12 protein-coding genes and 1 pseudogene are annotated in these 14,229 nt (G+C 67.8%); 5 read left to right on the top strand and 8 right to left on the bottom strand.

All coding sequences use genetic code 11. The features are described from left to right. The first annotated feature begins 307 nt into the window (after window positions 1–307). The gene (gene dxs / locus CYU59_RS27370; protein ID WP_293004414.1) at window positions 308–2,227 is read left to right on the top strand and encodes a 1-deoxy-D-xylulose-5-phosphate synthase; all 1,920 of its coding nucleotides are present in this window, start codon (window positions 308–310) and stop codon (window positions 2,225–2,227) included. Here the strand turns inward: dxs and CYU59_RS27365 are convergent. The 3 genes and pseudogenes from CYU59_RS27365 to CYU59_RS27355 form a co-directional block, all read right to left on the bottom strand. After that, window positions 2,208–3,500, bottom strand: coding sequence for a ribonuclease D (locus CYU59_RS27365; protein ID WP_293004413.1), 1,293 nt, complete (start codon window positions 3,498–3,500; stop codon window positions 2,208–2,210). The two genes, dxs and CYU59_RS27365, sit on opposite strands and share 20 nt — an antisense overlap. A gap of 1 nt (window position 3,501) precedes the next feature. Continuing rightward, window positions 3,502–4,139, bottom strand: a pseudogene (locus tag CYU59_RS27360) (DUF3000 domain-containing protein). A gap of 102 nt (window positions 4,140–4,241) precedes the next feature. Further along, a complete protein-coding gene (locus tag CYU59_RS27355; protein WP_293004412.1) occupies window positions 4,242–5,054 on the bottom strand; it encodes an enoyl-CoA hydratase/isomerase family protein in 813 nt (270 codons plus the stop codon). 111 nt (window positions 5,055–5,165) lie between these two features. Here CYU59_RS27355 and hemE point away from each other — a divergent pair, with 111 nt between their 5' ends. The 4 genes from hemE (at window position 5,166) to CYU59_RS27335 (ending at window position 9,112) form a co-directional block, all read left to right on the top strand. Further along, a complete protein-coding gene (gene hemE, locus CYU59_RS27350; protein ID WP_293004411.1) occupies window positions 5,166–6,215 on the top strand; it encodes a uroporphyrinogen decarboxylase in 1,050 nt (349 codons plus the stop codon). Beyond that, window positions 6,212–7,585 carry a protoporphyrinogen oxidase gene (locus CYU59_RS27345; RefSeq protein WP_293004410.1) on the top strand — a complete coding sequence of 458 codons (1,374 nt, stop codon included), beginning with the start codon at window positions 6,212–6,214 and terminating at the stop codon, window positions 7,583–7,585. The genes hemE and CYU59_RS27345 overlap by 4 nt, the downstream gene beginning before the upstream one ends. A gap of 5 nt (window positions 7,586–7,590) precedes the next feature. Continuing rightward, the gene (gene hemQ, locus CYU59_RS27340; RefSeq protein ID WP_293004409.1) at window positions 7,591–8,286 is read left to right on the top strand and encodes a hydrogen peroxide-dependent heme synthase; all 696 of its coding nucleotides are present in this window, start codon (window positions 7,591–7,593) and stop codon (window positions 8,284–8,286) included. A 76-nt stretch (window positions 8,287–8,362) separates the two neighbouring features. Next, window positions 8,363–9,112, top strand: coding sequence for a class I SAM-dependent methyltransferase (locus CYU59_RS27335; protein ID WP_293004439.1), 750 nt, complete (start codon window positions 8,363–8,365; stop codon window positions 9,110–9,112). Here CYU59_RS27335 and CYU59_RS27330 read toward each other — a convergent pair. From CYU59_RS27330 to CYU59_RS27310, 5 genes are all read right to left on the bottom strand, one after another. After that, window positions 9,109–9,822: a GNAT family N-acetyltransferase gene (locus CYU59_RS27330; protein ID WP_293004408.1), complete on the bottom strand. Its 714-nt coding sequence runs from the start codon at window positions 9,820–9,822 to the stop codon at window positions 9,109–9,111. The two genes, CYU59_RS27335 and CYU59_RS27330, sit on opposite strands and share 4 nt — an antisense overlap. A gap of 18 nt (window positions 9,823–9,840) precedes the next feature. Continuing rightward, window positions 9,841–10,260 carry a peptide-methionine (R)-S-oxide reductase MsrB gene (gene msrB / locus CYU59_RS27325; RefSeq protein WP_293004407.1) on the bottom strand — a complete coding sequence of 140 codons (420 nt, stop codon included), beginning with the start codon at window positions 10,258–10,260 and terminating at the stop codon, window positions 9,841–9,843. Beyond that, window positions 10,257–11,561: an arabinofuranan 3-O-arabinosyltransferase gene (gene aftC, locus CYU59_RS27320; RefSeq protein WP_293004406.1), complete on the bottom strand. Its 1,305-nt coding sequence runs from the start codon at window positions 11,559–11,561 to the stop codon at window positions 10,257–10,259. The genes msrB and aftC overlap by 4 nt, the downstream gene beginning before the upstream one ends. A 253-nt stretch (window positions 11,562–11,814) precedes the next feature. Continuing rightward, window positions 11,815–13,374, bottom strand: coding sequence for an alpha/beta hydrolase (locus CYU59_RS27315; RefSeq protein WP_293004405.1), 1,560 nt, complete (start codon window positions 13,372–13,374; stop codon window positions 11,815–11,817). Window positions 13,375–13,423: 49 nt separating this feature from the next. Continuing rightward, window positions 13,424–14,218 carry a pyrimidine reductase family protein gene (locus CYU59_RS27310; RefSeq protein ID WP_293004404.1) on the bottom strand — a complete coding sequence of 265 codons (795 nt, stop codon included), beginning with the start codon at window positions 14,216–14,218 and terminating at the stop codon, window positions 13,424–13,426. Between the last annotated feature and the right edge of the window lie 11 nt (window positions 14,219–14,229).

The raw sequence follows: 14,229 nt of genomic DNA, 5'->3' as shown, positions 1-14,229 counted from the left end.
GGGTGGCGGCCCTCAAGATATGAGCACCGAGGCCAGTGAGCGCGTCGCACTGGCGACGCGGTCGAACTCTGACGTCCGTCCGCTACGCGCGGTGGCGCCGACCCTGCAAGTCATGCCGCACTCCCGAATAGCCCGTAATAGCAGGAAGACCCGAACAGCGCGAAACAACGCCGACCAGGCTTCCCGGCACACCGGAGCGTAGATTAGCAGGCTTGTCTGTGTTGTTTCTGAGCGCGACCGGTGCGCGCCGCGGCAGTATCCGCGCTGGTCCGCGCGCCTGCCCGGGGGTTCTGCGTACACTGGACGGATGCTTGAACAGATCCGTGGCCCCGCCGATCTGCAGCACCTTTCGCAGGCCGAACTTCAGGATCTGACTATTGAGATCCGCGAATTCCTGATCCACAAGGTCGCGGCGACGGGCGGCCATCTCGGGCCGAACCTGGGTGTCGTGGAGCTGACGCTGGCGCTGCACCGGGTGTTCGATTCGCCGCACGATCCGATCATCTTCGACACCGGCCATCAGGCTTACGTGCACAAGATGTTGACCGGTCGGGCCGCGGACTTCGAGACACTGCGCAAGAAGAACGGGCTCTCCGGCTATCCGTCGCGATCGGAGAGCGAGCACGACTGGGTCGAGTCCAGCCACGCCAGCGCCGCGCTGTCTTACGCCGACGGACTGGCAAAGGCCTTCGAACTCACCGGGCATCGCAACCGGCATGTGGTCGCTGTGGTCGGTGACGGCGCGCTCACCGGCGGCATGTGCTGGGAGGCGTTGAACAACATCGCGGCGGCCCGCCGACCGGTGGTGATCGTCGTCAACGACAACGGTCGCAGCTACGCGCCGACGTTCGGCGGACTGGCCAACCACCTGGCCATGCTGCGACTGCAGCCCGGCTACGAGAACCTGCTCGAGCGCGGCCGCAGCGCGGTGCGGGGCATGCCGGTCTTCGGTGACCTGGCGTATCAGTTCATGCACAGTGTCAAAGCCGGTGTGAAGGATGCACTTTCGCCGCAGCTGCTCTTCACCGACCTCGGACTGAAATACATGGGCCCGGTCGACGGCCACGACGAACACGCTGTCGAGGCCGCGCTGCGCAGGGCGCGCGGATTCCACGGGCCGGTGCTGGTGCACGTCGTGACGCAGAAAGGCCGGGGCTTCGGGCCGGCCGAGGACGACGAGGCCGACCAGATGCACTCGTGTGGAGTGATCGACCCAGTGACCGGGCTTGCCACCATGGTCCCGGGGCCGAGTTGGACGGCGACCTTCTCCGAGTCGCTGATCGAACAAGCGACCAAGCGCCGCGACATCGTCGCCATCACCGCAGCCATGCCCGGCCCAACGGGGCTCAGCGCATTCGGAGATCGCTTCCCGGACAGGATGTTCGACGTCGGCATCGCCGAGCAGCACGCGATGACGTCCGCGGCTGGATTGGCGATGGGCGGCATGCATCCCGTCGTCGCGATTTACGCGACCTTCCTCAACCGCGCGTTCGATCAGATCATGATGGACGTTGCGCTGCACAAGTTGCCCGTGACGGTAGTGCTCGATCGGGCCGGGGTCACCGGTAGCGACGGCGCCAGCCACAACGGCATGTGGGACATGTCTATGTTGGGCATCGTTCCCGGCATTCGGGTGGCAGCCCCCCGTGACGGTGCCCGGCTGCGCGAGGAACTGGGCGAGGCGCTGGCCGTCGACGACGGTCCGACGGTGATCAGGTTCCCGAAAGGCGATGTCGGAGAAGATATTCCGGCGATCGAGCGGCGTTCAGGGGTGGACGTGCTCGCGCTGCCCGCCGAAAGTCTCAGCGCCGACGTGTTGCTGGTGTCGGTGGGCACGTTCGCGTCGATGGCCTTGGCGGTTGCCGAGCGCCTGCGTGACCAGGGCATCGGTGTCACCGTGGTCGACCCGCGCTGGGCGTTGCCCGTGCCGACGGTGCTGGCGGAGTTGGCGGTCGCTCACAAGGTGGTCGTTACGCTGGAGGACAACGGCGTGGCCGGCGGTGTCGGCTCGGCGGTGTCAGCCGCGTTGCGGGCCGCCGAAATCGACGTGCCGTGCCGTGATCTCGGTCTGCCGCAAGAGTTCTTCAGCCACGCATCGCGTGGTGAGATTCTCGCCGATGCCGGTCTGACCGATCAGCACGTCTCGCGCCGCATCACCGGGTGGATTGCGGCGTTGACGCGCGAAGGCGACGAGTCCGGCGCCGCGATCACTGAGCGTCTGGAGTAGGCGCCGGCGATTGCAGCGCCGCAGCCAGCACGGGAACGGCCAACTTGCGCTGCCAGTTTCGGGCCTGCCCGGCAGCGAGAAATTCGTCGATCGCCGTTGCGACGTCGCCGACGGGTTCTTCCCAGTCCCAGCACAGGCGCCGGATCAAATCGGGCGTGACCAAGTTTTCCGTCGGCACCGATACCCGCTCCGACAGGTCGCGCAGCGCCGCGCGCGAGGCGTCCAGTCGTACGGCGGCCTCGGGCCGTCGGCGTGCCCAGCGCGCGGGTGCCGGCGGGCCGTTGGGCGGCTCGGCTTCCTCTGGCGGACCGGGGTTTTCGCGGGCGTACCTGAGCGCAGCCAGCCAGGTGGAGGCGCTGCGGCGTTGCCGCTTCCCGCCGAAGATCGGCAGGGCGACCAGATCTTCCAGGGTCTTGGGGTCGACGGTTGCCGCCTCGATGATCGCGGAGTCGGGCAGGATGCGGCCCGGCGCGATGTCGCGTCGCTGGGCGATTTCGTCTCGTATCGTCCACATTTCACGGACTGCGGCCAGCCCCCGCTGATTGCGCACCTTGTGGATGCCCGACGTTCGTCGCCAGCGGTCCCGACGGGTCGTCGGCGGACCCTGGCTTGCGCCAGAACGTAGGAAGTCGAATTCCTCTGCGGCCCAACCGGTCTTGTTCTGCTCGGCCAGCACCCCCGCGATCGCCGCACGCAGGTCGATCAGTACCTCGACGTCGAGGGCCGCGTAATTCAGCCACGCGGCCGGTAGTGGACGCCGCGACCAGTCCGCCGCGCCGTGGCCCTTGGCCAGACCGACGCCGAGGAGCCGTTGCGTCATCGCCGCCAGGTTGACCCGGTCGAATCCGGCCAGCCTGCCGGCCAACTCGGTGTCGTAGAGCGCCGGCGGCTGCATGCCGACTTCGGCCAGGCACGGCAGATCCTGATCGGCGGCATGCAGAATCCACTCGTCGTCCGCCAACACGTCCGCGATCGGTCGCAGCACGGTGAGGGAATCGCCGCCGTGGCTCACCGGATCAATCAGCACGGTTCCCGCACCGGCCCGCCGGATCTGGATCAGATACGCGCGATTCGAGTAACGAAATCCCGAGGCCCGTTCGGCGTCCACCGCGAAGGGGCCGTGTCCTTGAGCCAATAGGGTTGCGGCGGCTTGGATCTCGTCAGCGGTCACCGAGAGGTCGGGCACCCCGTCGGCGGGATGCAGCAGCGGCGTGACGTCAGGTTCCGCGGCGTCGGGCGTGTCTTGGGGTGCTTCTGTCGGCTCGGTGGCCATGTCAAACGCGGGACCGGGTGCCCAAATCCGTCACCCCGACCGGCGGCAGCCCCGCGGCGTGCTCGAGTACCTCGCAGAACGCCTCGACGTGGGTGCCGATGTCGGTGGTGAGTGCGGTCCAGGACGCGCGCAACTCCAGCTGGTGAGCCCGCGGTGGTCCGGAGATGTCGCCGTAGCGCACCGAGGTGGTGGCGGTGACCGTGCCGCCCAGCGCGGTGACCTGCTCGGCGCGCGCGTCCAGCGCCTCGACCAGCCAGCTCCACGCGACCTCGGGCAGCAGTGGATCGACGGCCTCGCTGGAATCCAGGTCGGCCTGAATGTAGGCGACCAGCCGCATGGTGCCGTCCCAGGCGTCGGCACCCTCCGGGTCGTACAGCAGGATCAGCCGGCCGAACGCGTCACCGTCGGAGCGCTCCGGGACGATGTCGACCTCGGGACGTTTGACCTCGGCGCCGAGCGCGTAGCTGTAGGGGGCCAGGCGCTGCGGCGGCCGGATGGGTCCCAACTCGATCTCGGAACGGACGCTCGCCCCGCTCATCGCCTCCACGGCCTCGCGAAACGGGGCAGGCTCGGCTGCTGTCATGGGCGCCGCTCCTCCTGGTCGCTTCGCTCCGCTTCGCAGCGTTGCGGGCATTTCACAGCGTTTGACGCTAGACCTATCCGGCGACACGCGGCCACAGGCGCGCCGTTCGTGAGGCCGGGGCGCGGCGACAGCGCAGGAAAGCGACATCGTCCGGGCGCTCAATCGCTGGTGAAGCGGGCCGGCCGCTTCTCCCGGTGGGCGGCCAGACCCTCAAGCACGTCGGGTCCGCTGAAGCTCAAGAATTCCAGGCCGAGTGAGGTTTCGAAGGCCGGCGCGGCGGTCCGGTACCAGTGGTTGAGGCTGTGCTTGGTGAATCGGATCGCCGACTGCGCGCCCTGTGCCAGCTCGTTGGCGATGCGCGTCGCGGTCTCGAGCACCTCGCCGTCGTCCACGCACAGCGACACCAGCCCGATCCGTTCGGCTTCCTCACCGGACAGCGGCGCGCAGGTCAGCAGGTAGTACTTGGCTTTTGCCATTCCGACCAGCAGCGGCCAGCAGATGGCGGCGTGATCACCGGCGGCCACACCCAGCTTGGTGTGCCCGTCGATGATCTTGGCGGTGCGTCCGGCCACCGAGATGTCGGCGAGCAGCGCAACCACCAGACCCGCGCCCACCGCCGCGCCGTGGATCGCCGAGATCACCGGCTTGTCCAGGTTGACGATGTTGAGCACCAGATCGCGGGCCTCGCGCATGATCCGAATCCGGCTTTCGTGCTCGCCGATGGTCTCGTCGATCAGGTCGAAGCTGCCTCCGGAGGAGAAGGCTTTGCCCTCACCGCGGACCAGCACCGCGCGTACGTCGGGGTCGCGGCCGATCGCGGGCCAGATGTCGGCAAGGTCGCGGTGCATCTGCGGCCCGACGGAGTTGAGTCCGGGGGAGTCGAGGATGACATGCAGCACTCCGTGTTCGGCGCGCTCGACGCGAAGGCTGGGGAACTCGTCGTAGCTGACGGCTGGGTGGCTGACGGGCATCCGGGCTCCTGACGACTGGCGCATTGTCATTACCGACGACGAGGTTACGCACGGGGCGCCGCGCTGCCCGCCGCACCCGTCACTCAGCCGGTCGTGGCAGCATTGATGCTGATGAGTGACCGTCGCACGCTTCCCGAGTCGCCGTATCTGGCCGCGGCCGCGGGCCGCAAGCCCAGTCGGGTGCCGGTGTGGTTCATGCGCCAGGCCGGCCGCTCGCTGCCCGAGTACCGCGCGCTGCGCAAGCAGAACACCATGATGGAAGCCTGCTTCAACGCCGAGCTGATCTCCGAGATCACTCTGCAGCCGGTCCGCCGCCACGATGTGGACGCCGCAATCCTGTTCTCCGACATCGTTGTTCCGCTGCGCGGTGCGGGGGTCGACGTGGACATCGTGCCCGACGTGGGTCCGGTGATCGCGGCGCCGGTGCGCACCGCGGCCGACGTAGACGCTCTGCGACCACTCGATCCGGCCGGCGTGCAACCGGTGTCGGATGCGGTCTCGCTGCTGGTGCACGAGTTGGGTCAGGTGCCGCTGATCGGCTTCGCCGGCGCACCGTTCACGCTGGCGTCCTACCTGGTCGAGGGTGGTCCGAGTCGCAACCACGCCAAGACCAAGGCGATGATGCTGTCCGAGCCGCAGTGCTGGCATTCGTTGATGGAGAAGCTCACCGACCTGACCATCGGCTTCCTGCGGGTGCAGCTCGACGCCGGGGTGGACGCGATCCAGGTGTTCGACTCCTGGGCCGGCGTGCTGTCGCTGGCCGACTACCGCCGGCTGGTGCTGCCGCACAGTTCGCGGGTGTTCGCCGCGCTGGCCGACCGTGGTGTCCCGATGACCCACTTCGGGGTCGGCACCGCCGAGCTGCTCGGTGCGATGTCGACGGCTGGGGCGACGGTGGTCGGCGTCGACTGGCGGACATCACTGGTCGATGCGGCCGGCCGGGTCGAGGCCGGAAAAGCGTTGCAGGGCAACCTCGATCCTGCGGTGTTACTGGCCGGGTGGCCGACGGTCGAACACGCCGCCCGCGCAGTGGTCGACGACGGAAGACGGGCTGTGGACGCCGGTGCATCCGGACACGTCTTCAACCTCGGCCACGGCGTCCTGCCGGAAACCAACCCCGGCATCATCACCGACCTGGTAGCGCTGATCCATTCGCTATGACTTCGGCCAAGCGATCGTATTGTGTTGTCGGGGGCGGAATTTCCGGCCTGACTGCGGCCTACCGGTTGCGTCAGAACGCCGGTGACGACGCGACCATCACACTGTTCGACCCGTCAGACCGGCTCGGCGGTGTGCTGCGCACCGAGCGGGTCGGCGGAGTCGCCGTCGATGTCGGCGCCGAGGCATTCGTGGTGCGGAGGCCCGAAATACCGGAATTGCTCGGCGAATTGGGCTTGGCGAACGAGCAACTGGGCACCACCGGCGCGCGTCCGCTGATCTACAGCCAGGACCGGTTACATCCGCTGCCGACCGGAACGCTCATCGGCATCCCGTCGTCGGCGGAGTCGATGGCCGGTCTGGTCAACGACGCCACGCTCGCCAAGATCGCCGCCGAGGCTGATCGGCCGCTGAGTTGGCAACCCGGCGCCGACCCTGCCGCTGCCGAACTCCTCCTCGACCGGTTCGGCGAGCAGGTCGTCGCGCGGTCGGTGGACCCGATGCTCAGCGGGGTCTACGCCGGATCGGCGGCGACCATCGGCCTCCGCGCCGCGGCGCCGACGCTGGCGGCCGGTCTCGACGCCGGTGCCACGAGCGTGACCGACGCGGTCCAGCAGGCTCTGGCGAGCACCACCGCGGGCCCGATTTTCGGTGCCGTGGGCGGGGGCTACACCGTCCTGGTCGAAGAGCTGGTCCGTCGCAGCCGAGTCGACTGGGTGCACGCCGCGATCGACGGCATCGACGCCGCACCGCAGGGCTGGACGTTGCGGGACGAGCTCGGCGGGGAGTGGACGGCCGATGCGGTGATCTTCGCCGTCCCGGCCGCACGCCTCGCCCGACTGGTCGAGCGCGTCGCGCCGCGCACCGCGGCGGCCGCCGGGCGGATCGAGAGTGCCTCCTCGGCGGTGCTGGCGATGGCCGTGCCTCGCGGCATCGACTTCCCGCAGAACTCCGGGGTGCTGGTGGCCAGCGGAGAACGTTTGCACGCCAAGGCAATCACGTTGTCGTCACGGAAATGGGGCCGGCGCACCGACGTGGAATTGTTGCGGCTGTCGTTCGGACGCTTCGGTGACGACCTGGCGGTCCGTGCTTCCGACGACGAGTTGCTGGCCTGGAGCATCGAGGACCTGTCGACCGTGTTCGGGCTCGCGGTCGAGCCGGTGGACGTTCACATCCAGCGCTGGCCGGATGCGATGCCCCAGTACGGGCCGGGTCATCGGGACGTGATCGCGGAGCTGCGGGCCGGACTGCCGCCCACCTGCCAGGTGGCCGGTAGTTACCTCGACGGGATCGGGGTTCCGGCCTGCGTCGGGGGCGCCGGGCGGGCTGCTGCCGCCGCCGTCCGTGCGGTCGAAACGCCCGTGGCACGATAGTTCTCATGGCACGCCTGGACTACGACGCCCTGAACTCGACCGTCCGTTACCTGATGTTCTCGGTGTTCTCGGTGCGCGCCGGAGAACTGGGTGACGACCGCGCGGCACTGGTCGACGAGACCGCGACCTTCTTCAAGCAGCGCGAGGAGCACGGTGTCGTGGTCCGCGGCCTCTACGACGTCGCCGGCCTGCGCGCTGATGCCGATTACATGATCTGGACGCACGCCGAACACGTCGAAGCGTTGCAGGCCACCTACTCCGACTTCCGCCGCACCACCGCGCTGGGCCGGGCGTCGACGCCGGTGTGGAGCAGTGTCGCCCTGCACCGCCCGGCCGAGTTCAACAAGAGCCACATCCCGGCGTTTCTGGCCGGCGAAGAACCCGGCAACTACATCTGCGTCTACCCGTTCGTGCGGTCCCTCGAGTGGTATCTGCTGCCCGACGAGGAGCGTCGACGCATGCTGGCCGAACACGGCATGGCGGCCCGCGAATACAAGGACGTCCGGGCGAACACCGTGCCGGCCTTCGCGCTCGGCGACTATGAGTGGCTGCTGGCGTTCGAAGCGCCGGAGTTGCACCGCATCGTCGACCTGATGCGCGAGTTGCGGGCCACCGACGCGCGGCGGCACACCCGCGAGGAGACGCCGTTCTTCACCGGGCCGCGGGTGCCGGTCGAGCAGTTGGTGAATTCGCTGCCCTGAGCTCAGCGACGAAGGGGGAGACATGACAACCGCCGGTGACGATTCAGAGCGTAGCGATGAGGATGAGCGGCGCCAGATGACGACGCTCGATCCGACCGACCCCGCCCGGTTCGAGGAGATGTACCGCGACCAACGTGTCGCGCACGGCCTGCCGGCCGCCACACCGTGGGACATCGGCGGCCCGCAGCCGGTGGTGCGACAACTGGTTGCGCTGGGTGCCATCAAAGGCGAAGTTCTCGACCCGGGCACCGGGCCCGGCCACCACGCGATCTACCTTGCCTCACAAGGCTATTCGGCCACCGGGATCGACGGCTCGGAGACCGCCCTGGAACGGGCCCGGGAGAACGCGCAAAAGGCCGGGGTCTCGGTGAACTTCCAATTGGCCGATGCGACCAAGCTCGACGGGCTGGACGCTCGGTTCGACACCGTGGTCGATTGCGCCTTCTACCATACCTTTTCGACGGAACCAGAACTGCAGCGGTCGTATGCGCGGGCGCTGCACCGGGCAACGAAACCCGGTGCTCGGCTGTACATGTTCGAGTTCGGTGTCGGCAACGTGAACGGGTTCTTCATGCCCCGGTCGCTGTCGGAGTCCGACTTTCGCGATGTGCTACCGAACGCCGGATGGGACATCACCTACCTGGGGCCGACGACCTACCAGATCAATATGAGCTCGGACAATTTCGAGGAGATGCGGCGGCGCGCCCCGGAGCGGGCGGACCAGATGGACGCCGTGGCCGAACGCTTCCGTGCCATCGAGCCGTGGCTGACCGACGGCCGCGTGCACGCCCCGTTCTGGGAAGTGCACGCCACCCGGGTGGACTAGCCCACCGGGCGGACCACGGTCATCGCCATCTCGGCGCGGACGGTGAAGCCCAGCCCGCGATAAAGGCTTATGGCGCGGGTGTTTTCGTGCAGCACGTGCAGGAACGCGCGCTGACCTTCCTGCCGGATCGCCGCCTCGACGCCGGCCATCAGCAACCGGGACAGGCCTTGGCCGCGATGGTCCGGGTGAGTGCATACCGCGCTGATCTCGATCCAGCCGGGGAGGTGCATACGCCGTCCGGCCATCGCGACCAACTGTCTGCCGCGCCGAACACCAAGGTAGCCGCCCAACTCTACGGTCGAGAGCGAAAACGGACCCGGCCGGGTGAGTTCGGCCAGCTTCACCATTTCCGCGGCATCGCGCTTGTCCAGCGGCACAACGGAATCCGTCCAAGAAGCGGCGGCGAGGGCGACCGAAGGCGCGATCATCTGCGCGATCGGAAACACCGTGACCACCGTCCACCCCTGTGGAACGCCGACCACGTCCGGAGCTTCGAGGGCCGCGCGGCCGTCAGGTCCGGACAGTTCGGCGAGTTCCGCCCAGGCCTGGCCATCGTCAGCGTCGCGCAGGGCGCCGAAAGGCGCCACATCGACGGGGTATCGGTAGGCCCGCGCCGGTTGGGTGACGCTTGTCGCGAATCGGCGATGTGGTCCCGTCAGGGCATGCCAGACGGGGTCGTCGAGCAGCCCGGGATCGGGATTGGCGGGCATCCGCTGATCGGGCGAAGGTCAGGAACCGGCCGGGACCAGGCGCAGCGAAATCGAGTTGATGCAGTAACGCTGATCCGTCGGGGTCGGGTAGCCCTCGCCCTCGAAAACGTGGCCCAGGTGGGAGTGGCAGTTGGCGCACAACACCTCGACGCGGATGGCACCCAGCGAGTGGTCGGGACGCAGAATCACCGCGTCGGAGTCCGCCGGGTCGAAGAACGACGGCCAGCCGCAATGGGATTCGAATTTCTCAGTGCTGCGGAACAACTCGGCTCCGCAGGCCCGGCATTGATAGACGCCTTCGGTTTTGGTGTCGGTGTATTCACCGACGAACGGTCGCTCGGTGCCGGCGCGGCGCAGCACGTCGAACTCCTGGGGGTTGAGCTTCTTGCGCCATTCGTCGTCACTGAGCTGCACCTTCGGCGCCGGTGAAGAGGTCATGTCACCAAGCTAGCGCGAGGTTGGGAAGACGTCACCCAGACCGGGTCGATGCCCTCGTCCAAGCGGTTTTCGGCCTTGGCGTCGCGGTAGCGGAAATACAGCACGCTGAACACGACGATCAGCAGCAGCGACCAGCCATAGGTGATCTTGAGGTACTCCAGCGGCCGACCGACGTTCATCCAGTTGAACAGCAGCCAACGGTCCATGGTCAGGAATCCGTAGATGCCCAGCCAGGCCGGCCAGTTTCGGATCACCGAGTTGCGCAGCACCACCGTCATCAGGAACGGGAACAACATCATCGAGTAGTAGCCCTGGGCCAGGGCCAGGACCAACCACGACCACAGCAGCAGCACACCCGAGGATGTGGTGAACCAGAACAGCGGGTCGCGGGTCCGGTAGTAGCGGTACAGCAGCCACAGGCTGCCAACGGCCAACAGCGTGAACAGGATTCGCAACAGGTGAATCAGCCAGAACGGCAGCCCGAAGTAGACGCCGTTGCCCTCGATCGAACTGTTGAAATAATCGCGGACGCCCAGGATGTAGGGCAGCGTGCGGTTGAAGAAATCCATCGGATGGCTGATCAACGGAAAAGCGGCCGCATTGACCACGATCGGTACCACGGTGGCCGGCACCAGGGTCCGCCATTGACGGTTCAGCAATGGCAGCAACAGCAGCGGCGCCAGTGCGGGCTTCAGCGTGAAGGTCAGGCCGACGACGAGTCCGGCCCACCATTGCCGGCTTGTCCGGCCGTCGAGCAGCCAGCGTAGGAACAACACTTCCGCCAGCAGGACGCAGCCGTTGATGTTGGTGAATACCAGTGTGTTGGTTACTGATTCGGTGCAGAACATCGCCAGCAGCAGGGCCGGGGCCGCGACCGACGTCAGACTGAACTTGAACATCCGCAACAGCAAGTACCCCGCCAGCACGATCGCGGCGCTGTTGATCGCGATGAACAGGTAACGCGACTCGGCGAAAGGCAGGTAGCCGAACGGCGCCATGATCAGCGTGCCGCCGGGGAAGTACAGGTAGTGCGGGTCGACGTAGTCGAAGTGCTCGTTGTAGATGTCCCAGCCGCGCCGGAAATTCAGCACCGCGCGGTAGACCGGCTTGAAGTCGTCGGTGATGTTGCCGTTGGTGGTGACCACGATCGTGCGGTGGATGACCGCCAGGATGGCCACCGGCCACAGCGCGGAGCGCAGCACGGTCGCGGTGCTTGGGGCCGTGGTGCGCGGAGCGAAAATGGTCTGCGCCCAACTGCGCACCCCGCCGCGTTGGGAGTCGACGTCAGTCACGGGCGCCACTCCTCCTCATCGCTCGTCGTCTCGCTCTGCATCGTCGTGGCGCGGGTCATTTGCGCCACTCCTCCTCATCGCTCGTCGTCTCGCTCTGCATCGTCGTGGCGCGGCTCATCTGCGCCACTCCTCCTCATCGCTCGCCGTTTCGCTCTGCATCGTCGTGGCGCGGGTCATTTGCGCCACTCCTCCTCATCGCTCGTCGTCTCGCTCTGCATCGTCGTGGCGCGGGTCACGAGCGCACTTTATAAGGCGGGCTGAATCAGGCTGGACAGTAGGTGTCGGTGGCCGGCAACGTGCCGCTGTCGAGGTAGCCGACCAACGGCGGCACCGTGCACGACGAGTAGATGCTGGCGCCGTGGCCGATGCCCTGCCACATCACGCGCTTGCTGGCCGCGGTGGCGTTGATGATGGTGGCGGCAGTGGCGGACACGCCTTCCGACCCGACGATCGGGTCGTCCTGAACGCCCATCAGCAGCACGTTGAACGCGAGCTTCTTCGGCGGCTGAGGCGGTGTCGTGCTGGGCCACGAGACGCATTTGACCAGATTGAGCGCGCCGACGACTCCGAATTGGGGGTAGAGCTTCGCCCAGGCGACCACCAGCTCGCGGATCCGATCAGGGGTGGGCCGGTTGACCGCGTCGCTGCAGGTGTTGACGAACTGGCCGTCGGTGCCGGTGGTGCCTTCGGCCCGGTTGATCAGCCCGGCCAGCAGATTAGTGTCGCCCGACCGGGCGCTGGCCAGCGCGGCGGCCAGATCGTTGGTGGTCCCGACCCGGTCTCCGGTGGGGTAGCCGAGCGAGGTGCTGATCGCGCTGACGATCGACGCGACCGACGCGCCAGCGGGGCCGTGCCCGGCCTTGGCGTCGGCCAGCAACTCGCTCACCGCGCCCTTCGGGTCGGGCCCCAGCGGGCAATTCACCGCCACGCACTGGGCAGCGAAGGCGTCCAGGGCCGCCTGCTGCCCCTTGACCTTCTGCTCGGCCGCGGCCTCGGCGCCCACTCCCAGGGCCACCGGGGAGTCCAGGACCAGCCTGGCGACCTTGTCCGCGTGCGAGCCCGCATACGACAGCGCCACCTGCGCCCCGTTGCCGACGCCGATCAGCGCCAGCGCCGGCACGTCCCAGATGCTGCGCAACCGTTCGATGTCGGTCGCTGCGTGGGTGTTGTCGTAGGCCGAATCACCGGGCGCGATGGTGTCGGTGCAACTCGTCGTCGAGGTCTGCACGACGTCCGCGAGATTGGCGACCGGGTCATTGCCGGCCTCGAACTGCGCCTGGTCGTGGATTTCCTGGCGATCGAACTGCTCGAGACACTCCACCGGGCTCGAGGTCCCCATGCCCCGCCGGTCGACGGCGACGATGGGATGGCGCTTGAGCACGTCGGCGCCCGAACGGGCCAACCACACCGGCAGCTGCAGCGACGACGGCAGATCCGAACCGGTGGTGAACACCACCGGACCGGCGTCGTCGGGCGTCGCTGCCGAACGGGCGCGAACCACACCGATGTTGAGCGAACCGGCCGCACCGTTCACCGGGTCGAGGTCGGCGTCGTATGTCGCGCAGTCCAGCTTGACGCCGACGGGTGCCGGCGCGGCGGCTTGGACGAATTCCTTGGAAGTGCAGTCGTGCCAGGCCAACTCGTTCTTCGGCTTCGCGATCGGCGGCGGCCCGTTGGGCGTGGTGGTTTTGGTCGCCTTGCCCTGCGGGCGGGCGCCGGCATTGGTGGCGAAACGCGGATTGGCGGCCAAACCGGGCGCGCAACCGGTCAACAGTGCGGTCACCACGATCAGCGTCGTGGCGAGCGTGGCGCTCCTGGTCATGCCGACCACAGTAGCGATTGGCAGGTCGAATCGATTGCCGGACGGGCCGTCAGGCGCCGGCAGGACGCCGCACGTATCGCGTGTAGAGGTAACCGTCGTCGTCGGTGAGGATGTGCGCGCGCCGCATCGCGGTCAATACCTGCTCGGATCCGGTCGCGATTCGTCCGGCCTTGCCACCGACCAGGCTCGGCGCGATCGTCAGGCACAACTCGTCGAGCAGATCATGGTCGACGAACGAGCTGAACAGCCTCGGGCCACCCTCGGTGAGCACCCGCGGCAGGCCCCGGTCGGCCAGCACTTTGAGTACGGCGGCCGAGTCGACCTGGCTGGAGTCGTTGGTCGAGCAGTCGACCACGTCGGCGAGGCCGGCCAACGTCTGCTGGGTCTGCGCCAGCGCCGCTGTGCACGTGCACACCAGCGGTGCCACCTCGGTCCGGGTGAAGACCGGCATGTCCCGGTCCAGCCGGCCGGAATTGGAGACGATCGCCAGCTGCGGCACTTCGCTCTGGCCGCGTTCCTGTCGGCGCTGACGCTGAGTTACGGTCGGCCGCGCCCCGGCATAGCCCTCGGTGCGGACAGTGCCGGCGCCGACCAGGATCACGTCGGCCACTTCCCGCAGGGCGTCGAACACCGCCCGATCGCCGTCACCACCCAGCTCGCCGGACTTGCCGGCGAAGGTCGCGGCGCCGTCGAGGCTGGCGATGAAATTCGCCCGCAGCCAGACGCCCGCGTGCTCGGCCGGGTAGGCGTACAGCGCCGGCAGGTCGCCGGCGCCGACGTCGCGGGAGGAGCCGAGCAGACGCATCTGGACCGCGCTGGAGTCGTCAGCTGATTGGTCGGCCATGCGATTGATTG

This window comes from Mycobacterium sp., from assembly GCF_002863225.1.
GTDB lineage: Bacteria > Actinomycetota > Actinomycetes > Mycobacteriales > Mycobacteriaceae > Mycobacterium.
The sequence above is the reverse complement of the archived record's forward strand: the minus strand, read 5'-3'. Positions and strand labels throughout refer to the sequence as shown.

Bases quoted from the DNA above. Each gene is read 5' to 3' on its own strand.
- CYU59_RS27355 (WP_293004412.1), bottom strand. From the start codon at position 5,054: ATGCCCGTCAGCCACCCAGCCGTCAGCTACGACGAGTTCCCCAGCCTT.
- hemQ (WP_293004409.1), top strand. From the start codon at position 7,591: ATGGCACGCCTGGACTACGACGCCCTGAACTCGACCGTCCGTTACCTG.
- CYU59_RS27345 (WP_293004410.1), top strand. From the start codon at position 6,212: ATGACTTCGGCCAAGCGATCGTATTGTGTTGTCGGGGGCGGAATTTCC.
- CYU59_RS27310 (WP_293004404.1), bottom strand. From the start codon at position 14,218: ATGGCCGACCAATCAGCTGACGACTCCAGCGCGGTCCAGATGCGTCTG.
- hemE (WP_293004411.1), top strand. From the start codon at position 5,166: ATGAGTGACCGTCGCACGCTTCCCGAGTCGCCGTATCTGGCCGCGGCC.
- CYU59_RS27365 (WP_293004413.1), bottom strand. From the start codon at position 3,500: ATGGCCACCGAGCCGACAGAAGCACCCCAAGACACGCCCGACGCCGCG.
- dxs (WP_293004414.1), top strand. From the start codon at position 308: ATGCTTGAACAGATCCGTGGCCCCGCCGATCTGCAGCACCTTTCGCAG.
- msrB (WP_293004407.1), bottom strand. From the start codon at position 10,260: ATGACCTCTTCACCGGCGCCGAAGGTGCAGCTCAGTGACGACGAATGG.
- CYU59_RS27330 (WP_293004408.1), bottom strand. From the start codon at position 9,822: ATGCCCGCCAATCCCGATCCCGGGCTGCTCGACGACCCCGTCTGGCAT.
- CYU59_RS27315 (WP_293004405.1), bottom strand. From the start codon at position 13,374: ATGACCAGGAGCGCCACGCTCGCCACGACGCTGATCGTGGTGACCGCA.
- CYU59_RS27335 (WP_293004439.1), top strand. From the start codon at position 8,363: ATGACGACGCTCGATCCGACCGACCCCGCCCGGTTCGAGGAGATGTAC.